Origin of the sequence: Hydrogenophaga sp. R2 (genome assembly GCF_049843595.1) — a bacterium.
Taxonomy (GTDB): Bacteria; Pseudomonadota; Gammaproteobacteria; order Burkholderiales; family Burkholderiaceae_C; genus Hydrogenophaga.
In genome coordinates this window covers 886,757-908,180 of sequence record NZ_JBBHZN010000001.1, presented here as the reverse complement: position 1 = coordinate 908,180, position 21,424 = coordinate 886,757, and the positions used below count along the sequence as shown (strand labels likewise).

Genomic DNA, 21,424 nt, shown 5'->3' with positions numbered 1-21,424 from the left:
GGCCCTCCGCGTCAGGCGGCCGCCGCAGCGGCTTCGCCCACGAAGGCGGGGGCGGGCGGGCTGCCGGCGGACAGGGTGAGCACCTCGTAGCCGGTGGGCGTGACCAGCACGGTGTGTTCCCACTGGGCCGACAGCGAACGGTCGCGGGTGACGATGGTCCAGCCGTCACCGGCTTCCTTGATGTCGCGCTTGCCGGCGTTGATCATGGGCTCGATGGTGAAGGTCATGCCCGGCTTGAGCTCTTCCATGGTGCCGGGGCGGCCGTAGTGCAGCACCTGCGGCTCTTCGTGGAAGCGCTGGCCGATGCCGTGGCCGCAGAACTCGCGCACCACCGAAAAGCCGTTGGACTCGGCATAGGTCTGGATGGCATGGCCGATGTCGCCCAGGCGGATGCCCGGCTTCACCATCACGATGCCCTTCCACATGGCCTCGAAGGTCACCTGGCACAGGCGGCGGGCCTGCACGCTGGCGGCGGCCTCGCCGCCCACCAGGTACATGCGGCTGTTGTCGCCGAACCAGCCGTCCTTGATGACGGTCACGTCCACATTCAGGATGTCGCCCTTCTTGAGCGGCTTGTCGTTCGGGATGCCGTGGCACACCACGTGGTTGATCGAGGTGCACAGGTGGCCGGGGTAGGGCGGGTAGCCCGGCGGCTGGTAGCCGATGGTGGCCGACACCGTGCCCTGCTGCTTCATGTACTCGGCGGCCAGCCGGTCGATTTCCAGCGTGGTCACCCCGGGCTGGATCAGCGGGGTCAGGTAGTCCAGAACCTCGGAGGCCAGCCGGCAGGCGGTGCGCATGCCGGCAATGCCGGCCTCGTCTTTGTAGGTGATGCTCATGGGGGCGGATTATCCCACCGGCACCCCGGATCGCGGGGCTGGCAGGGGCATGGCGGCAGGGGGCGGCGGGTAAAATCCCGGGTTTTCCGCCCACCCGGTGGGTCAACGCACCTCAGGCTCCCAACGTGTCCCTGCACCTGCGCTTTTTTGACGGCGGCAATGCCGTCAGCGACTTCAAAGTCCAGCAACTCCTGCCCCGTCTGCAGGCCGTCTCCGACAAGATCACCCAGCTCAGTGCCCGCTTCGTGCACCTGGCCAGCTTCGACGCCGAGCCCGACGCCGCGCTGGTGCAGCGCCTGGGCCAGTTGCTGACCTACGGCGAGCCGGTCACCGAGGCCCATCAGGCCCTGGCCGCGCAGGACGCCCCGGCCCTGCTGGTCATGCCCCGCCTGGGCACGGTGTCGCCCTGGGCCTCCAAGGCCACCGACATCGCCCGCAACTGCGGCCTGGTGCTGCACCGGGTGGAGCGGCTGGTGGAGTTCCGCATCGGCCTCAAAAGCGGCCTGCTGGGCAAGGCCAGCCTCAAGCCCGAGCAGCTGCAGGCCGTGGCCGCCGTGCTGCACGACCGCATGACCGAGACCGTGGTGGTGGAGCGTGATCAGGCGCGTGCCCTGTTCACCGAACTGCAGGCCGCGCCCATGGAGCATGTGGATGTGCTGGGCGGTGGCCGTGCTGCGCTGGTGCAGGCCAACACCGCCTGGGGCCTGGCCCTGGCCGAGGACGAGATCGATTACCTGGTGACCGCCTTCCAGGGTCTGGGCCGCAACCCGACCGACGTCGAGCTGATGATGTTCGCGCAGGCCAACTCCGAGCACTGCCGCCACAAGATCTTCAACGCCCAGTTCACCATCGACGGCGCGCCGCAGGACAAGAGCCTGTTCGGCATGATCCGCCACACCCACCAGACCAGCCCGCAGCACACGGTGGTGGCCTATTCGGACAACGCCTCGGTCATGGAAGGCCACCCGGTGCAGCGCCTGGTGGCCCGCTTTGATGGCCAGCAGCTGCCGCGCTACCAGATTGAGGCCGCCACCCACCATGTGCTGATGAAGGTGGAAACCCACAACCACCCGACCGCCATCTCGCCGTTCCCCGGTGCCTCCACCGGCGCCGGCGGCGAGATCCGCGACGAGGGTGCCACCGGCCGGGGCTCGCGCCCCAAGGCCGGCCTGACCGGCTTCACCGTCAGCCGCCTGTGGGGCGGCCTGAGCGACCAGCCCGGCGGCAAGCCGGAGCACATCGCCAGCCCGCTGCAGATCATGACCGAGGGCCCGCTGGGGGGTGCCGCCTTCAACAACGAGTTCGGCCGGCCCAACCTGCTGGGCTACTTCCGCGAGTACGAGCAGCAGGTCGACGGCGTGCAGCGCGGCTACCACAAGCCCATCATGATCGCGGGCGGCCTGGGCAGCATCGACGCCACCCAGACCCGCAAGATCGAGTTCCCGGCCGGCACCCTGCTGGTGCAGCTGGGTGGCCCGGGCATGAAGATCGGCATGGGCGGCGGCGCCGCCAGCTCCATGGCCACCGGCACCAACGCCGCCGACCTCGACTTCGACTCGGTGCAGCGCGGCAACCCCGAGATCGAGCGCCGGGCGCAGGAGGTCATCAACCACTGCTGGCAGCAGGGCGAGCGCAACCCCATCCTGGCCATCCACGACGTCGGCGCCGGCGGCCTGTCGAACGCCTTCCCCGAGATCACCAACGACGCCGGGCGCGGTGCCCGCTTCGACCTGCGTGCCGTGCCGCTGGAGGAAAGCGGTCTGGCGCCCAAGGAAATCTGGTGCAACGAGAGCCAGGAACGCTATGTGCTGGCCATTGCCCCCGAGTCGCTGGAGACCTTCCGCGCCTTCTGCGAGCGCGAGCGCTGCCCGTTCGCGGTGGTGGGTGTGGCGACCGAGGAGCGCCAGCTGCAGCTGGTGGACGAGGGCGCCGAAAGCCCGGTCGACATGCCCATGGCCGTGCTGCTGGGCAAGCCGCCCAAGATGCACCGCGACGTGAAGACCGTGGCCCGCCAGTCGCCGCCGCTGGACCTGACCGACATCGACCTGCAGAAGGCCGTCATCGACGTGCTGAGCCACCCCACCGTGGCCTCCAAGCGCTTTCTGGTGACCATCGGTGACCGCACCGTGGGCGGCCTGAGCCACCGCGACCAGATGGTCGGCCCCTGGCAGGTGCCGGTGGCCGACTGCGCCGTGACGCTGGCCGACCACACCGGTTTTGCCGGCGAGGCCATGAGCATGGGTGAACGCACCCCGCTGGCCGCCACCAGCCCGGCCGCCAGCGGCCGCATGGCGGTGGCCGAGGCCATCACCAACCTGCTGGCCGCGCCCATCGAACTGCCCCGCGTCAAGCTCTCGGCCAACTGGATGGCGGCCTGCGGCGAAGCCGGCGAAGACGCCGCGCTGTTCGAGACCGTCAAGGCCGTGGGCATGGAACTGTGCCCGGCACTCGGCGTGTCCATCCCGGTGGGCAAGGACAGCCTGTCCATGCGCACCCAGTGGCAGGCCGACGGCCAGACCCGCAAGGTCACCGCCCCGGTCAGCCTGATCGTGAGCGCCTTCGCCAGCCTGCCCGACGTGCGCGGCACGCTCACGCCGCAGCTGAACCGTGACCTGGAGGACACCACGCTGGTGCTGGTCGATCTGGGCAAGGGCCGCCACCGCATGGGCGGCAGCATCCTGGCCCAGACCCTGGGCCATCCCGGCGGCGAGGTGCCCGACCTGGACAGCCCGCAGGACCTGATCGCCCTGGTGGACGCGGTGAACGCCCTGCGTTCGCAAGGCCGCCTGCTGGCCTACCACGACCGCAGCGACGGCGGCCTGCTGGCGGCGGTGGCCGAAATGGCCTTTGCCGGCCAGGTGGGCGTGGCGCTGAACGTGGACCTGCTGGTCACCGAAGGCGACGGCATCAGCGACAGCCGCGCCGAGGTGGGCGACGCCAAGAACTGGACCAAGCAGGTCAGCGCCCGCCGCGAGGAACTCACCCTGCGCGCCCTGTTCAACGAGGAACTGGGCGTGGTGCTGCAGGTGCGCACCGCCGAGCGCAACGAGGTGATGCAGGTGCTGCGCGAGCATGGCCTCTCCAAGTTCAGCCACTTCATCGGAAAGACCCGTCCGGCCAGTTCGCCCATGGACGCCGGCAAGGGGGAACTGCAGGTCTGGCGCGACACCAAGGTGGTGTTCGGCGCCCGCCTGCACGACCTGCAGCAGGTCTGGGACAGCGTGAGCTGGAAGATCAACCAGCAGCGCGACAACCCGGCCTGCGCCGATGCCGAACACGCCGCCGCCGGCGATCCGGCCGACCCGGGCCTGCACAGCCACCTCAGCTTCGACCCGGCCGAGGACGTGGCCGCGCCCTTCCTGAACCTGGCCCGTCCGCGCGTGGCCATCCTGCGCGAGCAGGGCGTGAACTCGCACGTGGAAATGGCGCATGCCTTCACGCTGGCCGGTTTCGACGCCTTCGACGTGCACATGACCGACCTGCAGTCCGGCCGCGCCAAGCTGGCCGACTTCCAGGGCGTGGTGGCCTGTGGCGGCTTCAGCTACGGCGACACGCTGGGCGCCGGCATCGGCTGGGCCCGCTCCATCACCTTCAATGCCGCGCTGGCCGACCAGTTCAAGGCCTTCTTCGGCCGCACCGACACCTTCGGTCTGGGTGTGTGCAACGGCTGCCAGATGTTTGCCGAACTGGCCGACATCATCCCCGGTGCCCAGGCCTGGCCGCGCTTCACCACCAACCAGAGCGAACGCTTCGAGGCGCGCCTGTCGCTGGTGGAGGTGCTGGAGTCGCCCAGCCTGTTCCTGCAGGGCATGGCCGGCACCCGGCTGCCGATCGCCGTCGCCCACGGCGAGGGCTATGCCAACTTCCGCCACCGGGGCAACCCGGCGCAGGCCATTGCGGCCATGCGCTTCGTGGACCACACCGGCGCCGCCACCGAGCGCTACCCGTTCAACCCGAACGGCAGCCCGGGCGGCCTGACCGCCGTGACCACCGCCGACGGCCGCTTCACGGCCATGATGCCGCACCCCGAGCGCGTGTTCCGCAACATCCAGATGAGCTGGACCGACCAGGACCCCTCGGCCTACAGCGGCTGGATGCGCCTGTGGCGCAACGCCCGCCGCTGGGTGGGTTGATCGCACGGCATCAAGGATTGCCGTTTACCGGTAAGCGGTATATCCTCGTGGTTCATTGATCCATGATCGTTTCGTTCGCCGACGACGACACGGAGGCGGTGTTCTCGGGGAAACGCGTGCGGCGGTGGGCACAGCTGCTGACCGTGGCCCAGCGAAAGCTTCAGTTGCTGGATTCGGCCGTTACCCTGGAAGCCCTGCGGGTACCGCCAGGCAACCGCCTGGAGGCCTTGCGGGGCGACCGTGCCGGCCAGCACAGCATCCGGATCAACGACCAGTTCCGTGTCTGCTTCGTCTGGGCTGCCGATGGTGTGCGGGACGTGCAGATCGTGGACTACCACTGAAGGAAATGCCATGACGAAAAAGACGATCCGCAACGGCATGCGTCCTGTCCATCCGGGCGAAATCCTGCGCGAGGAGTACCTGGTGCCGCTCAACCTGAGCGCCAATGCACTGGCTCAGGCCCTGAAGGTGCCGGCCTCCCGCATCAACGACATCGTGCTGGAACGGCGGGGCATCACGGTCGATACGGCCATGCGGCTGGTGCGTTACTTCGGCGGCGATGTCCAGACCTGGATGAACCTGCAGACGGCGTACGAAATCAAGCGCGCCGAGCAGCAGCTGGCCGATCGCATCGCGAACGAAGTTGCGCCCATGGCGGCCTGAGCCGTCTTTCTCCAACCATCAGACCCTTTCACCATGGCCGGAACCAGCCTGCTCGCCCTCATCGACGACATCGCCACCCTGCTCGACGATGTGTCGGTCATGACCAAGGTGGCCGCCAAAAAGACCGCCGGCGTGCTGGGCGACGACCTGGCGCTCAATGCCCAGCAGGTCACCGGCGTGAAGGCCGACCGGGAACTGCCGGTGGTCTGGGCTGTGGCCAAGGGCTCGGCCGTCAACAAGGCCATCCTGGTGCCGGCGGCGCTGCTCATCAGCGCCTTCCTGCCCTGGCTGATCACGCCGCTGCTCATGCTGGGCGGCCTGTTCCTGTGCTTCGAGGGGGCCGAGAAGCTGCTGCACAAGTTCCTGGCCGGCTCGGCCGATGACGATGCGAAGCACCGCGCCGAGCTGGTGCGCGCCGTGCAGGACGAGCAGGTGGACCTGGTGGCTTTCGAGAAAGACAAGATCAAGGGCGCGGTGCGCACCGATTTCATCCTGTCGGCCGAGATCATCGTCATCTCGCTGGGCGCCGTGGCGGCGGCCGGCATGGCCGAGCGCGTGGGCGTTCTGGTGGCCATCTCAGTGCTCATGACGGTGGGCGTGTACGGCCTGGTGGCCGGCATCGTCAAGCTGGACGATCTGGGTCTGTACCTCAACCGGCAGGCCGCGGCCTGGCAGCAGGCCCTGGGGCGGGGCATTCTGGCCTTTGCGCCCTGGCTCATGAAGGCGCTGTCGGTGCTGGGCACGGCCGCCATGTTCCTGGTGGGCGGCGGGATTCTGGTGCACGGCGTGCCGGCGGTGGGCCATGCCATCGATGGCTGGGCGGCCGGTCTGGGCGCCTGGGGTGGCCTGTTGTCCAGTGTGGCGGGTGGCCTGGTGGGCTTGTTGTGCGGTGCGGTGGTGGCCGGCGTGGTGACCCTGGTCTCGCGCCTGCGCGGCCGCAGCCACTGAGCCATGGCGCCGCGCAATCCGGCATCGGTCCCGGCCGAACACTGGCGGCGCGACGCCGGCCCCGATTCGGTGGCCGTGCTCGACATCCCCGGGCTGGTGGAGCGGGGCCGTGTCTTCGACATCGACATCACCCTGCTGGTGGATGCACCGGCAGCCCTGAAGGGCGCCTGGCACGAACTGTCGGTGGAGTTCGACGGGCAGCGGCAGTGGTCCCGCCGCATCGACACCCGCAACCCGGGTCAGACCGACTCTCTGGAGTACCACCAGCAGGTGCGGCTGGCGCCGGAGCAGGCCCTGCGTGTGCGGGCCCAGGCCCGCGTGCAGGGCGCGCGCATCCGCCAGCTGCTGATCGAGGCCCGCGAAGACCGCTGAATGGCGGTGCGGGTCAGGCCGGGGTGACCGGCCGGGTCTTGTAGAAGCGGATCGGGCTGCTGGCCGTCTGCTGCGCGATGTCGCGCACGCTCTGTGCCACGCCGGGCTTGAGCTGGCCCACCACATGCATCTCGCAGGGCTTGCAGTCGAAGCGCAGGGTGAGCTTCTCGTTGCCGTGGGTGATGGTCATGGGCTCGGCCTTGACCGTGCCCTGCACGCCGGTCACGCCCTTGGCCTGCTTGGGGCACAGGCTCAGGCTGAAGCGCACGCAGTGCTTGGTGATCATCAGGCTGACCTCGCCGGTCTCCTCGTGGCTCTCGTAGGCCGAGGCGATCACCTTCACGCCATGGCGGGCGTAGAAGTCGCGCGCCTTGTGGTTGTAGACGTTGGCGAGGTACGTGAGGGTGTCTTCCGGGTAGGGCACCGGCGGGTCGACCGGCACCGCGCGTGGCAGCCGGGTCCAGGCCTGGGCCCGGGCGGCTTCCAGCGCCGCCACCGCATCGCGGCGCAGCGGGTTGAGCAGCGAGGCCGGCACGAACCACGGCTGCGAGAGATCGAGCGTGATGTCGATGGGCTCGAAGATGGTTTCGCCCAGGCGGCCCAGCGCCTCGCGCAGCTTGCCGGCGGCCTGGGCCGCGTCGCGGGCCGGCTCCAGCGCGGCCTTGAGCGTGGCCGATCCGGTGTGGCCATCCTCGTCGGTCAGATCCAGCCTCAGGCCGCCGGATGCCTCGGACAGCTTCATCCACACGCCGATGCGCCGCTCGGCGCTCTTGCGGTCCAGGGCCCGCACCCAGGCCATGTCGCGGTTGCGGTTGACCACGGTGCCGCGCTTGAGGTGGCGCAGGCCCTCCAGTTCGTCCTTCGGGAACACCCGCCAGCGGCCCTCCGCCCCGGCGGCTTCGGCCCGGTTGATCTGCAGGCCCACCAGCTCCTTGTGCAGGTCCAGGTAGCACAGGCCGTCACCGTTGTGGATGACGGTGGCCGGGTCGTCGGTCTGGATCTCGACCCAGCGGTCGCCCACCTGGGTCACCCAGCCAATGGGGCGGCCGGGGTTCTTGGGCGTGTCGAAGGCGCCGATGTCCTCCTTGCGGCCCTGCACGAAGTAGTCGGTGAACTCGCGGTTGAAGTTCTGGTCCGGGTCGGGCGTGAAGTTGAAGCTGCAGCGGCCGCTGGAGGCGCGGGCCAGTTCCGGGCGCTCCTCCAGGATCTCGTCGAACAGGCGGCGGTAGTGGGCGGTGATGTTCTTCACATAGCCCAGGTCCTTGTAGCGGCCCTCGATCTTGAAGCTGCGGGCACCGGCGTCGATCAGTTCGCGCAGGTTGTCGCTCTGGTTGTTGTCCTTCATGGACAGCACGTGCTTGTCGTGCGCCACGATGCGGCCCTGGCTGTCCTTCACCTCGTAGGGCAGGCGGCAGGCCTGCGAGCAGTCGCCCCGGTTGGCGCTGCGCCCGGTGTGGGCATGGCTCACATAGCACTGGCCGCTGTAGGCCACGCACAGCGCGCCGTGGATGAAGAACTCCAGCGTGCAGCGCTCGGGGTCGGTGGCGGCGCGGATGGCAGCGATCTGGGCGAGCGTGAGCTCGCGCGCCAGCACGATCTGCGACAGCCCGGCGTCCTGCAGGAAGCGGGCTTTCTCGGGCGTGCGGATGTCGGTCTGGGTGCTGGCGTGCAGCTGGATCGGCGGCAGGTCGATCTCCAGCAGGCCCATGTCCTGGATGATGAGCGCGTCCACCCCGGCGTCATGCAGCTGCCAGGCCAGCTTGCGGGCCGGCTCCAGCTCGTCGTCCCGCAGGATGGTGTTCATGGTGACGAAGATGCGGCTGCCGAAGCGGTGGGCGTGGCGCACCAGCCGGCCGATGTCCTGCACGCTGTTGTCGGCCGCGGTGCGGGCACCGAACGAGGGACCGCCGATGTAGACCGCATCGGCGCCGTGGTTCACGGCCTCGATGCCGATGTCGGCGTCGCGGGCCGGGGAGAGCAGTTCGATCTGGTGGGGCAGCATGGGGGACGGCGGGCAGAATCAGGGGCGGCGGCCGGCAGGCGGCCGAAGAAAACCCGATATTGTCCCGGAGAAGCCCCATGTCCGCATCCCCCACCTTCGTTCTGGTCCATGGTGCCTGGCACGGGGCCTGGTGCTGGCGCCGCGTGCTGCCGCTGCTGCGCGCCGCCGGTGCCGAGGCCCACGCGGTCACGCTCACCGGCGTGGGCGAGCGGGCCCACCTGCTCGCCCCGGCCGTGGACCTGCACACCCACATCCAGGACGTGATCGGCCTGATCGACGCCGAGGAACTGCGCGACGTGGTGCTGGTGGGCCACAGCTACGCCGGCATGGTCATCACCGGCGTGGCCGACCGGCTGGAGGCGCAGCGGCCCGGCACGCTGTCCCGGCTGGTGTACCTGGATGCCTCGGTGCCCGACCCCGGCACCGCCTGGAGCACGCCGCACAGCCCGGAAACGCGGCAGGCCCGCACCGAGGCCGCAGCGGCCTGCGGCGGCCTCAGCTTTCCACCGCCCGATGCCTCGGTGTTCGGCCTGGACGGCGCCGACCGCGACTGGGTCAACCGCCGTCAGACGCCCCAGCCCTTCGCCCTGTACCACCAGCCGCTGCACTTCGATGCCGCCCGGGTGGCCCGTCTGCCCCGCACCTTCATCGACTGCACGTCGCCTGCGCTGCCCACCATCGCGCCGGCCCGCGTCAAGGTGCGGCAGGAGCCCGGCTGGCAGGTGCTGGAAATGACGACGGGGCACGACCCGATGGTCAGTGCCCCGGCTGAACTGGCGCGCCTGCTGCTGCAGGTCGCATCGGCCTGATCCGGCTTACTGGATCTTGGCCTTTTCGCGCAGGCCCTGCTGGAAGGCGTTGAGCTTCTGGCCCTGCAGCTGCTGCACGATCTGCGGCTTGACCTCGTCGAGCTTGGGCAGCTCGGCGTCGCGGATGTCGTCCACACGGATCACGTGCCAGCCGAACTGGGTCTGCACCGGAGCGTCCGACAGCTGACCCTTGCCCAGCTTGAGCATGGCCTGGGAGAACTCGGGCACATAGCTGGCGGCCGGGGCCCAGTCGAGGTCGCCACCGTTGGCGCCCGAACCCGGGTCCTTGGACTGCTTCTTGGCGATGTCTTCGAACTTGGCGCCGCCCTTGATGGAAGCGATGATGGCCTTGGCCTCGTCTTCCTTCTCCACCAGGATGTGGCGGGCCTTGAATTCCTTGCCGCTGTTGGCGGCCACGAACTTGTCGTACTCGGCCTTGACGTCCGCGTCGGTCACCGGGTTCTTCTTCTGGAAGTCGGCGAAAAGGGCGCGGATCATGAGCGTCTGGCGGGCGAGCTCCATCTGGGTCTTGAACTCGTCGGTGCCGGCGATGCCGCGCTTCTGGGCTTCCTGCATGAAGATCTCGCGCAGGATGACTTCTTCCTTGAGCTGGGCACGCACCGTGTCGTCCACCGGGCGGCCAGCGGCGGCCACCTGGGCGGCCAGTGCATCGATGCGGGAGGTGGGAACCGGCTTGCCGTTGACGATGGCCACGTTCTGGGCGAAGGCACCGGTCGCGGTGGAGATCAGCACGGCCGCAGTCAGGGCCGACAGGGACAGTTTCATGGAGTTCCTAGGGGGTTGAAATCTCGATGGCCAGCGCGTGCAGGCCCGCGGCTGTGAAGTCGCGCAGGGCATCATACACAAGGCGATGACGCGCCACGCGGCTGCGCCCGACGAACGCCGGCGCGTCGATCCGCACCCGGAAATGGGTGCCCTGACCGCGTCCGTTGGAGCCTGCATGACCCGCATGCGCAGCGCTTTCGTCCAGCACTTCCACCCGGGTCGGATGCAGGGTCTGGCGCAAACGTTCCTCGATGGCGGCGGCGGTGATGTCCTGCATCATGATTTGCCTGCCGTTTCATCCTTGAGGTGGCGGGCGATGTAAACGCCTTGTCCCACGATGAACACCACCGGGAAGATGTAGCCCCACAGCTTGAAATTCACCCAGTCCTCGGTGCTGTAGTAGGCCGCCACCCAGCCGTTGATGGCTGCCATGAACAGGAAGTAGGCCACCCAGGCCACGGTCAGGCGCGCCCACACCGGGGCGGGCAGGGTGAGCTGGCTGCCCAGCAGGATCTGCAGGAAGTTCTTTTTCCAGATCCACAGGGCGGCGGCCAGCACCACGGCCATGCTGGCGTACAGCACGGTGGGTTTCCATTTGATGAATCGCTCGTCCTGCAGGAAGAGGGTGAGGGCGCCGAACACCAGCACCAGCACCAGCGTGACCTTGTGCAGGGTCTGCAGCTTGCGGTCGATGAGCCAGATGAGCCCGGTCTGCACCACCGTGGCGGCCATGAGCACGGCCGTGGCCACGTAGATGCCCTGCCACTTGTAGGCGGCCACGAACAGGGCGATGGGGAAAAAGTCGATGAGGAAACGCATCGCCGGATTATCGGCCGCGCGGCCGACCCTGCCGGCGTCGGGGAACTGGCGGGGCGGTGGCCGGCTCCATCGGGCACTTTCACGGAGGAACCGAATGAACACCACCGAACAGCAAGCCATCCTCACCATTGCGCTGCTGGCCGCCTTTGCCGACGGCCAGAAGGCCGACAGCGAGCGCGACGCCATCCGCCAGATCGCCGATTCGCTCGGTCACGAGCCCGGCGGCGGCGCTCTGGCCCGGCTGTATCAGGATGTATTGCTGAAGCGGGCTTCGGTGGCCCAGGCGGCCGCGGCCCTGTCCGACCCGGCCCACCGGCAGCTGGCCTACGAGATGGCGGTGTGCGTCTGCGAGGCCGACGGCCAGCGCAGCGCGGCCGAAGCCGCCTTCCTGTCGGACCTCAAGGCGCAGCTGGTGCCGTCGGCCGATGCCGTGGCACCGTTCGAGCGCCAGGAGGCCGACCTGGTGCAGGCCGCGCGCGAGGTGGTGCCGGTGGCCGTGCCGGCCGCGGCTGCCTCGGCCGCGGCGTCCATCACCCCGGTGGTGTCGGTCGATGCCACGCGCGACGCCGCGCTGGACAAGTCCATCCTCAACCACGCGCTGCTGGCCGGCGCGCTGGAGCTGCTGCCGCAGTCGTGGGCCTCCATGGCCATCATCCCGGTGCAGATCAAGCTGGTGCACAGCATCGGCCAGGCCCATGGCGTGTCGCTGGACCAGGGGCACATCAAGGAATTTCTGGCGGCGGCCGGCGTGGGCATGACCTCGCAATACCTGGAGCAGTTCGGCCGCAAGCTGCTGGGGGGCCTGCTGGGCAAGGCGGCCGGGCGCACGACGGGCCGGGTGGGCGGTGCCGCCACCGGCATGGCATTCTCGTTTGCCACCACCTATGCGCTGGGCCAGGTGGCCCGGCGCTACTACGCCGGGGGGCGCACCATGAACACCGCCGTGCTGCGCGACACCTTTCAGGGCCTGATGGGCCCGGCGCGCGACCTGCAGACCCGCTACCTGCCGCAGATCCGCGAGAAGGCGGCCACGCTGGACGCCGGTCAGATCATGAACCTGGTGCGCAACCCGATCCGCTGAGGGCCGCGCGGGCTCAGCCCTTGGGCTGGTGGTCGATGGAGGCCGAGTTCATGCAGTAGCGCAGGCCGGTGGGCGCCGGGCCGTCTTCAAAGACATGGCCCAGGTGGGCGCCGCACTGGCTGCACACGGTTTCCACCCGCACCATGCCGTGGCTGCGGTCCACCAGCTCGGTGATGGCGCCGGGGATGGCCTTCCAGAAGCTGGGCCAGCCGCAGCCGGCGTCGAACTTGGTGCCGGCATCGAACAGGTGGTTGCCGCAGCAGATGCAGTGGTAGCTGCCGTCGGCCCAGACCTGCTCGTACTTGCCGGTGAAGGGCCGCTCGGTGTAGGCGCGGCGGGTGATCTCGAAGGCGCCGGGTTCGGCGCCCTTGGCGGCCAGCAGCTCGCGCCATTCGGCGTCGGATTTCTGGATGGGGAAGTCGGGGGTGTCCGGGTGTTTCATGGAAGCCTCTTGAGGTGTTCAGGACGAGCAGCTGATCTCGATGCCGGCGGCCCAGTCCGGGGGCAGGGCGGCCAGATCGTCCTCGCCTGCTCGTTCGTCGAACGGGGCCTGCAAAGCTTTCAGCAGCCGCTGCACTTCGCTGAAATCGCCCTCGCGGGCGCGGCGGATGGCCAGCTCGGCGAGGTGGTTGCGCAGCACGATGCGCGGGTTGGTGCGCCGCATCTGCTCGCGGGTGGCGGGTGCGTCGAAGCCGGGCTGGCCCGTGAGGCGCTCACGCCAGCGCAGCGCCCAGGCGTCGAAGGCCTCGCGCTGCAGGAACAGGTCGCGCACCGGCTCCAGCGGGCCGTCGGCGGCCCCGCTCAGGCGGCGGAACAGCACGGTGAAGTCGACCGCGTCTTTCGCCATGAGCTGCATCAGGTCTTCCACCAGGGTGTCGTCGCCCGGCTGCACCTCACTCAGGCCCAGCTTGGCGCCCATGCGCCGCTGCAGGGCGGCGGGGAACAGGGTCTTGTAGGGCTCCAGCGCGTCCAGCGCCTGCTGCTGGTCGTCCATGAGCGGCAGCAGCGCCTGGCCCAGGCAGAACAGGTTCCAGTAGGCGATGTTGGGCTGGCGGTGGTAGGCGTAGCGCCCGCCGGTGTCGCTGTGGTTGCAGATGTGGGCCGGGTTGAAGGCATCCAGGAACTGGAACGGGCCGTAGTCGATGGTCAGGCCCAGGATGCTCATGTTGTCGGTGTTCATCACCCCGTGGCAGAAGCCCACGGCCTGCCACTGCGCCAGCAGCTCGGCGGTCCGGGCGCTGACCGCCTCCAGCAGCGCGGCATAGGGGTTGCCGCCGGCCTGTCGGCAGGCCGGGTAGTGGTGGTCGATGACGAAATCGGCCAGTCGGCGCAGCTCGTCGATGCGGCCGGCCGCCGAGAAATGCTCGAAATGCCCGAAGCGGATGAAGCTGGGCGCCACGCGCGTCACCACGGCGGCGGTCTCCACCGTCTCGCGCACCACCGGGGCGGGGGACGCGGTCAGGGCCAGTGCCCGGCTGGTGGGAATGCCCAGGCCGTGCATGGCCTCGCTGCACAGGAATTCGCGGATGGAGCTGCGCAGCACGGCGCGCCCGTCGCCCATGCGGGAATAGGGCGTGAGGCCGGCGCCCTTGAGCTGGATTTCCTGCGGCCCGGCCGGGGTGTCGATCTCGCCCAGCCAGATGGCGCGGCCATCGCCCAGCTGGCCGGCCCAGTGGCCGAACTGGTGACCGCTGTAGACCGTGGCGATGGGCCGGCTGCCCGGCAGCAGCCGGTTGCCGGTGAACACCTCGGCCGCCTCGGCGCTGGCCATCCAGTCGGCCGGCAGGCCCAGGGTGGCGGCCACGTCGGCCGACCAGGCCACCCATTGCGGCTGCGGCAGGGGGGTGGGCGGGTTGTCGGTGAAGAAGGCTTCGCCCAGGGTGGCAAAGCGGTGGGTCCAGGCCAGGGCGGGCGTGGGGACGGGGGCGGTGGAGGCGGCAGTGGAGGCGGCGGGGGCCTCGGGGGTGGCGGGCAGGCTCATGGCCGGATTGTGCGGTCGGGCGCCAGACACGCCGGTGACAGGGTTTCCCCGCCCCGGTGCGGAAGCGGCTGGCTGCACGGTAGGATCACGTCAGCCCCCGGGGGTACCCGGCGACCATCCCGATACCGACACCAACAGGAGACCTCCCCATGCTGGGACAAATGCAAAGCCAGCCGCTGCTGATTTCGGCCCTGATCGTCCACGCCGAGCGCCACCACGCCAGCGGCGAGATCATCTCGCGCCGGGTCGAAGGCGACATCCACCGCAGCAACTGGGCCCAGGTGGCCCGCCGTGCCCGCCAGGTGGCGCGTGCCATCGACGCCACCGGCCTGCCGTTCGGCTCGCGCGTGGCCACGCTGGCCTGGAACGGCTACCGCCACCTGGAGCTGTACTTCGGCGTCAGCGGCACCGGCCGGGTGCTGCACACCCTCAACCCGCGCCTGCACCCCGAGCAGCTGGTGTGGATCGTCAACCATGCCGAAGACAGCGCCCTGTGCTTCGACATGACCTTCCTGCCGCTGGTGCAGGCGGTGGCCGCCAAGTGCCCCACGGTCAAGCACTGGGTGGCCCTGTGCGACGCCGACAAGCTGCCGGCCGACACCGGCATCCCGGGCCTGACGAGCTACGAGGCCTGGATCGGCGCCCAGAGCGACGCCGCCTACAACTGGCCCGAGTTCGACGAGAACAGCGCATCGAGCATGTGCTACACGAGCGGCACCACCGGCAACCCCAAGGCTGCGCTGTACTCGCACCGCTCCACGCTGCTGCACGCGTACGGCGCCGCACTGCCCGACGCCCTGGGCTGCTCGGCCCGCGACAGCATCCTGCCGGTGGTGCCCATGTTCCACGTCAATGCCTGGGGCCTGCCGTATTCGGCCGCAGCCGTGGGCTGCAAGCTCGTGTTCCCCGGCCCGGCCCTGGACGGCAAGTCGGTGTACGAGCTGATCGAGAACGAGAAGGTCACCATGGCCGCCGGCGTGCCCACCGTGTGGCAGATGCTGCTGGGCCACATGCAGCAGAACAACCTGCGCTTCTCCACGCTCAAGCGCACCGTCATCGGTGGCTCGGCCTGCCCGCCGGCCATGATCAATGCCTTCAACGACACCTACGGCGTCGAGGTGCTGCACGCCTGGGGCATGACCGAGATGTCGCCCCTGGGCACGGTCTGCACGCTCAAGAACGCGCAGACGGTGCTGCCGGCGGACGAGCAGCTCAAGGTGCGCCTGAAGCAGGGCCGCGTGGTCTACGGCGTGGACATGAAGATCGTCGACGACGAAGGCCGCGAACTGCCCTGGGACGGCAAGAGCTATGGCGACCTGCTGGTGCGCGGCCCCTGGATCATTGCCAGCTACTACAAGGGCGAGGGCGGTGACCCGCTGCGCTACGACGAGCATGGCAAGGGCTGGTTCCCCACCGGCGACGTGGCCACCATCGACCCCGACGGCTTCATGCAGATCACCGACCGCAGCAAGGACGTGATCAAGTCCGGCGGCGAGTGGATCAGCTCCATCGACGTGGAGAACATCGCCATGGCCCACCCGGCCGTGGCCATGGCAGCCTGCATCGGCATGCGCCACCCCAAGTGGGACGAGCGCCCGATCGTGGTGGTGGTGAAGAAGCCCGGTGCCGAGGTGAGCCGCGAGGAGCTGCTGGCCTTCTACGAAGGCAAGACCGCCAAGTGGCAGATCCCCGATGACGTGGTGTTCGTCGACGCCATCCCGCTGGGCGCCACCGGCAAGATGCAGAAGATGACGCTGCGCCAGCAGCTCAAGGACTACGTGCTGCCCACGGCCTGATCGCGGCCTGTCTGCGGCCTGTTCCACCGGCATGCTCCCCCCCGCCGCCCGCGTCGCGCCGCCCCTGACCGGGCGCCGCCGCTGGCTGGCGGCTGCCGCGCTGGGCGCAGCCGCCGTCGCCTTGCCCGGCTGCGTCCGCCGGCCCGACGTGGTGCGGCTGGCCTACATCGACCCCTTGTCCGGCCCGGCCGCCGACGTGGGCCGCAACGGCCTGCGCACCTGGCAGTTCCTGGCCGAGCGCCTGAATGCCGACGAGAACCCGGCCGGCCTGCGTTTCGAGGTGGCGGGGTTCGACAACAAGGGCTCGCCCCAGGAATCGCTGCATGCCTTGCGGGCGGCCATCGACCAGGGCTTCCGGGTGGTGCTGCAGGGCAACGGCTCGGGGGTGGCGGCCACCCTGGCATCGGCCATCGAGCGCCACAACGAACGTTTCCCGCGGCGCGGCGTGATCCTGCTGAACTACGCCGCCATGGACCCGGCGCTCACCCGCGAACGCTGCAGCTTCTGGCATTTCCGCATCGATGCGGACACCGCCATGAAGACCCAGGCCCTGGTGACCTACCTGGTGCAGGACACGCCGTGGCGCCGGGTGGCCCTGCTCAACCAGAACTATGCCCACGGCCAGCAGGTCTCGACCTGGTTCCGGCGCAAGGCCGAGGAGATGGGCGAGGGGCTGAGCGTGGTGTCGGACCACCTGCACCCGGCCTTCATCCTGCGCGACTTCGCGCCCTGGGTCCGGCGGGTCCGTGAATCCGGTGCCCAGGTGCTGGTCACCGGCAACTGGGGGGTGGACCTGCAGCGGCTGGTCGACAGCCTCAAGGACGAGGGCATCGACCTGCCGGTGTTCGGCTACTACACCCACCTGCCCGGCATTCCTGTCCGGCTGGCCGCGGCCGGGCGGCCCATGGCGGTGTTCCAGGTGGGCGCCAGCCACACCAACCAGCCGGGGCGGCTGGGGGAACTCATGCAGGCGTTTGCCCGGCGCTACCAGGAGGACCTGGTGGTCACCTCGGCCTACGACGGGCTGGTGATGCTGGCCCGCGCCATGGCACAGGTCGGCCGCAGCTCGGCCACCGACATCGCCCGCCAGATGAGCGGCATGGGCTTCGAGGGCTTCGACGGCCCGGTCACGCTGCGCTCGGCCGACCACCAGCTGCAGAAGGGCCTCTACATCAACCGCTGGCAACGCACCGATGCGGTGCATCCGGTGGGTGCCGAAGGCACCGATCACACCTTCGCGCCGGTGCGCCATTTCGATGGTGTGGCGGTGAGCCAGCCGGCGCAGTGCGGCATGGTCCGGCGCTGATCCGGCAGCCGTTGCAAACCCCCGGACATGCAGGTCAGTCTCCAGTGTGATAGGGGCTAGGTGCATTCCCTGAGGCTCCTGTCACGCGGGGCGGATACCCTGCCGACTCCACCCCACAACGACAGGAGACATCCCATGCATTTCGCCCTGAAGACCGTTGCTGCCGCCGGCATCGCTCTGACCATGGCCACCGCCTTTGCCCAGAAGGGCGAGACGGTGAAGATCGCGCTGATTGACCCGCAGACCGGCCTGATGGGTCCGGTGGGCCTGAACCAGCTGCGCAGCTGGCAGTTCTTTGCCGAGAAGTTCACCCAGTCCAACCCGGCCGGCGTGAAGTTCGAGGTGGTGGGCTTCGACAACAAGCTCAGCCCGGCCGAGAGCCTGAACAACTTCAAGGCCGCGCTCGACCAGGGCGTGCGTTACATCGCCCAGGGCAACGGTTCGTCCGTGGCCGGCGCGCTGATCGACGCCGTCAACAAGCACAACGAGCGCAACCCGGGCAAGGAGGTGGTGTTCCTGAACTATGCGGCGGTGGACCCCGACTTCACCAACAGCAAGTGCAGCTACTGGCACTTCCGCTTCGACGCCGACACCTCCATGAAGATGGAGGCCATCACCACCTTCATGAAGGACGTGCCGGACGTCAAGAAGGTCTACCTGCTCAACCAGAACTACTCGCACGGCCAGCAGGTGGCCAAGTTCGCCAAGGAGAACCTGGCCCGCAAGCGCCCGGACGTGCAGATCGTCGGTGAAGACCTGCACCCCCTGGCCCAGGTGCGCGACTTCGCGCCCTACATCGCCAAGATCAAGGCCTCGGGTGCCGATACCGTGATCACCGGCAACTGGGGTTCCGACCTGGCGCTCATGGTCAAGGCCGCCAACGAAGGCGGCTACACCGGCAAGTTCTTCACCTACTACACCGGCAAGTTCTTCACCTACTACACCGGCGTGACCGGCACCCCGTCTGCCCTGGGCACCGGCGGCGAAGGCCGCGTGTACCAGGTGGCCTACCAGCACTACAACATGGGCGGCCAGATGGGCCAGTGGATGGCCGAGTTCCAGAAGCGCTACAAGGACGACATGTACACCGGCGCCATCCCGCTGGCCTACCAGGCCGTGAGCGAGGCCATGGCCAAGGCCAAGTCGACCGATCCGGTGAAGGTGGCGGCCGCCATGGAAGGCATGAAGTTCAAGGGCTTCAACGGTGAAGTGGAAGTGCGCAAGCTCGACCACCAGCTGCAGCAGCCGCTGTTCGTGACGGTGTGGTCCAAGGTCGATGCCAAGAACCCCTACAGCCCGGAGAACACCGGCATGACGCTCAAGCCGGTGAAGGAATTCCCGGCCTTCATCGCCAGCACGCCCACCAGCTGCCAGATGAAGCGTCCCTGAAGCTGAGTCCACCCCCGCCGCGCTGCGCGCGACCCCCTCCAGGGGGCGGCGCGAGCGGGCCGGCGGAGCCGGACCCGCCGCGCCCTCGGGGCTGGCACCTTGCTCCGGCAGGATGGTGGGTGATCCTTCCATCCTGCTCCTTCTCTTCTCCCCACTTCTCTCTGCCTGAAAGGCCTCCATGGAGTTCTTCATCATCTCCATGCTCAACGGCGTCAGCTATGGGCTGCTGCTGTTCATGCTCAGCTCGGGTCTGACGCTGATCTTCAGCATGATGGGCGTGCTCAACTTTGCGCACGCCAGCTTCTACATGGTGGGTGCCTATCTGGGGTACACGCTGTCCAAGTGGGTGGGTTTCTGGCCCGCACTGGTGGTGGCTCCACTGGTGGTGGGGGCCCTGGGCGCGCTGTTCGAGCGGCTGACCCTGCGCAAGGTGCACAAGTTCGGGCATGTGCCGGAGCTGCTGGTGACCTTCGGCCTGTCCTACATCGCCCTGGAGGTGGTGCAGCTGATCTGGGGTCGCACGGCGGTGGAGTTTCCGCCGCCCGATCTGCTCAAGGGGCCGGCCTTCACGCTGGCCCATCTGGCCGATGATTCCCTGCGCTTCTTCTGGGGTGCCGCGCCCATGGAGGTGTGCGCCGCAGCGGGCACCATCTGTTCGCCGTTCCCGGCCACGCGCGGCTTCATGATGCTGGTGGCGCTGCTCATGCTGGTGGCCCTGTGGCTGCTGCTCACCCGCACCCGCATCGGCCTGGTGATCCAGGCGGCGCTGACCCACCCCGAGACGGTGGAGACCCTGGGCCACAACGTGCCCCGGGTGTTCATGCTGGTGTTCGGTGCCGGCACCGGTCTGGCCGGTCTGGCCGGCGTGATCGGTGGCAGCACCTTCGTCACCGAACCGGCCATGGCCGCCACGGTGGGCTCGGTGATCTTCGTGGTGGTGGTGGTGGGCGGCATGGGCTCGCTCTCGGGCGCGTTCCTGGCCTCGCTGCTGATCGGCGTGATCCAGACCTTTGCCGTGGCCATGGACCATTCGCTGGTCAGCGTGGCGCAGCAGATGGGCCTGCAGCTCTCCGAGGGGCTGCGCAACAACTCGGTGCTCAAGCTCACGCTGTCGCAGGTGGCGCCCATCCTGCCGTACCTGTTCCTGGTGCTCATCCTCATATTCCGACCCAAAGGCCTTCTGGGCACCCGCGAAGGCTGACCGACCATGAACACCACCGTGCGCCCGACCCCGGGCTTCAACCGCAACCGCTGGATCATCTGGTCCTCCTTCGCCCTGCTGCTGGCCGTGGCCCCGCTGCTGTTTGGCAGCAACCTGTCCATCACCATGCTCTCGCAGATGGGCATCGCCATCATTGCCTGCCTCTCCTACAACATCCTGCTGGGGCAGGGCGGCATGCTGAGCTTCGGCCATGCCGTCTACACCGGTCTGGGCTCCTACATGGCCATGCACGCGCTCAACGCGGCGGCGGGCGGGCAACTGTCCATTCCGGTCTCGCTGATCCCGCTGGTGGGGGGCGTTGCCGGGCTGTTCTTTGCCATGCTGTTCGGCTACGTGACCACCAAGAAGGCCGGCACGCCGTTTGCCATGATCACGCTGGGCATGGCCGAGCTGGTGTTCGCCATGTCGCTGATGTTCTCCGAGTTCTTCGGCGGCGAGGCCGGCGTGTCGGGCAACCGGGTGGTGGGCGAGGCCTTCTTCGGCATCACCTTCGGCCCGCCGCGGCAGGTGTACTACCTGATCGCGGTCTACACCTTCATCTGCGTGGGCCTGATGTACGCCTTCACCCGCACCCCGCTGGGCCGCATCCTGAACGCGGTGCGCGACAACCCGGAGCGCGTGGAGTTCATCGGCTACAACACCCAGAAGGTGCGTTACCTGGCCTTCATGATCGCCGGCTTCTTTGCCGGTGTGGCGGGTGGTCTGGCCACGCTGAACTTCGAGATCGTCACCGCCGAGGTGGTGGGCGCGGCGCGTTCCGGCGCCTACCTGCTGTTCACCTTCCTGGGCGGCGCGACCTTCTTCTTCGGCCCCATCATCGGCGGCGTGCTGATGGTGCTGGCGTCGGTGCTGCTGTCGGAGCTGACCAAGGCCTGGCTGCTGTACCTGGGCCTGATCTTCCTGTTCATGGTGATGTACGCACCCGGTGGCGTGGCCAGCCTGATCATGATGAACGTGCGGGTGGCCGCGCACGGCCTGCTGGGCCGGCTCTGGAGCAGCTACCTGGTGCTGGGTGTGCTGGGCCTGCTCATGCTGGCCGGCTTCGGCGCGCTGGTGGAAATGATGTACCACCTGCAGCTCAATGCCGGCACCGGCACCGCACTCAACTACCTGGGCCTGCCGCTGGATGCCGGCAGTGCGGCCAGCTGGATCGCGTCGACCGCCGTGGCCCTGGTGGCCCTGGGCCTGTTCGAGTGGGTGCGGCGGCGCTTCCTCAAGGTCTGGAACGAGGTGCAGGTCATCATCGAACAACGCACCGCCCCGAAGGAGGGCGCATGA

The 21,424-nt window shown here is 68.7% G+C and carries 19 protein-coding genes; 12 read left to right on the top strand and 7 right to left on the bottom strand.

Going from position 1 to position 21,424, the window contains the following annotated elements:
- Positions 1-11: 11 nt before the first annotated feature.
- Positions 12-839 (bottom strand): type I methionyl aminopeptidase, encoded by an 828-nt coding sequence (gene map, locus WD026_RS04365; protein ID WP_425722422.1) that lies wholly within the window; start codon positions 837-839, stop codon positions 12-14.
- A gap of 125 nt (positions 840-964) precedes the next feature.
- On the opposite strand from map, the gene purL reads away from it, so the two are divergent.
- The 5 genes from purL (at position 965) to WD026_RS04340 (ending at position 6,955) form a co-directional block, all read left to right on the top strand.
- Entirely contained in the window at positions 965-4,972 is a 4,008-nt protein-coding gene (gene purL, locus WD026_RS04360; protein WP_425722421.1) for a phosphoribosylformylglycinamidine synthase, read from the top strand.
- A 62-nt stretch (positions 4,973-5,034) separates the two neighbouring features.
- Positions 5,035-5,313 carry a type II toxin-antitoxin system RelE/ParE family toxin gene (locus tag WD026_RS04355; protein WP_425722420.1) on the top strand — a complete coding sequence of 93 codons (279 nt, stop codon included), beginning with the start codon at positions 5,035-5,037 and terminating at the stop codon, positions 5,311-5,313.
- 10 nt (positions 5,314-5,323) lie between these two features.
- Complete coding sequence (locus tag WD026_RS04350) at positions 5,324-5,635, top strand: HigA family addiction module antitoxin (RefSeq protein WP_425722419.1); 312 nt, start codon at positions 5,324-5,326, stop codon at positions 5,633-5,635.
- Between the two features lie 33 nt (positions 5,636-5,668).
- On the top strand, positions 5,669-6,583 hold the full coding sequence (locus tag WD026_RS04345) for a DUF808 domain-containing protein (RefSeq protein WP_425722418.1): 915 nt from the start codon (positions 5,669-5,671) through the stop codon (positions 6,581-6,583).
- A gap of 3 nt (positions 6,584-6,586) precedes the next feature.
- Entirely contained in the window at positions 6,587-6,955 is a 369-nt protein-coding gene (locus WD026_RS04340) for a hypothetical protein (RefSeq protein WP_425722417.1), read from the top strand.
- Positions 6,956-6,968: 13 nt separating this feature from the next.
- On the opposite strand, the gene WD026_RS04335 is transcribed toward WD026_RS04340, so the two are convergent.
- Positions 6,969-8,957 (bottom strand): peptidase U32 family protein, encoded by a 1,989-nt coding sequence (locus WD026_RS04335; protein WP_425722416.1) that lies wholly within the window; start codon positions 8,955-8,957, stop codon positions 6,969-6,971.
- A 77-nt stretch (positions 8,958-9,034) separates the two neighbouring features.
- On the opposite strand from WD026_RS04335, the gene WD026_RS04330 reads away from it, so the two are divergent.
- Complete coding sequence (locus WD026_RS04330; protein ID WP_425722415.1) at positions 9,035-9,766, top strand: alpha/beta fold hydrolase; 732 nt, start codon at positions 9,035-9,037, stop codon at positions 9,764-9,766.
- 6 nt (positions 9,767-9,772) lie between these two features.
- On the opposite strand, the gene WD026_RS04325 is transcribed toward WD026_RS04330, so the two are convergent.
- From WD026_RS04325 to WD026_RS04315, 3 genes are read right to left on the bottom strand one after another with little or no spacing between them, the layout of a single operon-like run.
- The gene (locus WD026_RS04325; RefSeq protein ID WP_425722414.1) at positions 9,773-10,552 is read right to left on the bottom strand and encodes a foldase protein PrsA; all 780 of its coding nucleotides are present in this window, start codon (positions 10,550-10,552) and stop codon (positions 9,773-9,775) included.
- A 7-nt stretch (positions 10,553-10,559) separates the two neighbouring features.
- Entirely contained in the window at positions 10,560-10,832 is a 273-nt protein-coding gene (locus tag WD026_RS04320; RefSeq protein ID WP_425722413.1) for a BolA family protein, read from the bottom strand.
- Complete coding sequence (locus WD026_RS04315) at positions 10,829-11,371, bottom strand: septation protein A (protein WP_425722412.1); 543 nt, start codon at positions 11,369-11,371, stop codon at positions 10,829-10,831. The genes WD026_RS04320 and WD026_RS04315 overlap by 4 nt, the downstream gene beginning before the upstream one ends.
- 94 nt (positions 11,372-11,465) lie before the next feature.
- On the opposite strand from WD026_RS04315, the gene WD026_RS04310 reads away from it, so the two are divergent.
- Positions 11,466-12,452 (top strand): YcjF family protein, encoded by a 987-nt coding sequence (locus tag WD026_RS04310; protein ID WP_425722411.1) that lies wholly within the window; start codon positions 11,466-11,468, stop codon positions 12,450-12,452.
- A 13-nt stretch (positions 12,453-12,465) separates the two neighbouring features.
- On the opposite strand, the gene msrB is transcribed toward WD026_RS04310, so the two are convergent.
- Entirely contained in the window at positions 12,466-12,894 is a 429-nt protein-coding gene (gene msrB / locus WD026_RS04305; protein ID WP_425722410.1) for a peptide-methionine (R)-S-oxide reductase MsrB, read from the bottom strand.
- Between the two features lie 18 nt (positions 12,895-12,912).
- Positions 12,913-14,433, bottom strand: a complete 1,521-nt coding sequence (locus WD026_RS04300; RefSeq protein WP_425722409.1) for a protein adenylyltransferase SelO — start codon at positions 14,431-14,433, stop codon at positions 12,913-12,915.
- Between the two features lie 149 nt (positions 14,434-14,582).
- Here WD026_RS04300 and WD026_RS04295 point away from each other — a divergent pair, with 149 nt between their 5' ends.
- From WD026_RS04295 to WD026_RS04275, 5 genes are all read left to right on the top strand, one after another.
- Positions 14,583-16,229 carry a 3-(methylthio)propionyl-CoA ligase gene (locus WD026_RS04295; RefSeq protein WP_425722408.1) on the top strand — a complete coding sequence of 549 codons (1,647 nt, stop codon included), beginning with the start codon at positions 14,583-14,585 and terminating at the stop codon, positions 16,227-16,229.
- Positions 16,230-16,260: 31 nt separating this feature from the next.
- Complete coding sequence (locus tag WD026_RS04290; RefSeq protein ID WP_425722407.1) at positions 16,261-17,535, top strand: ABC transporter substrate-binding protein; 1,275 nt, start codon at positions 16,261-16,263, stop codon at positions 17,533-17,535.
- 135 nt (positions 17,536-17,670) lie between these two features.
- A complete protein-coding gene (locus tag WD026_RS04285; protein WP_425722406.1) occupies positions 17,671-18,924 on the top strand; it encodes a branched-chain amino acid ABC transporter substrate-binding protein in 1,254 nt (417 codons plus the stop codon).
- Between the two features lie 178 nt (positions 18,925-19,102).
- Positions 19,103-20,125, top strand: a complete 1,023-nt coding sequence (locus WD026_RS04280) for a branched-chain amino acid ABC transporter permease (RefSeq protein ID WP_425722405.1) — start codon at positions 19,103-19,105, stop codon at positions 20,123-20,125.
- A 6-nt stretch (positions 20,126-20,131) separates the two neighbouring features.
- A complete protein-coding gene (locus WD026_RS04275) occupies positions 20,132-21,424 on the top strand; it encodes a branched-chain amino acid ABC transporter permease (protein ID WP_425722404.1) in 1,293 nt (430 codons plus the stop codon).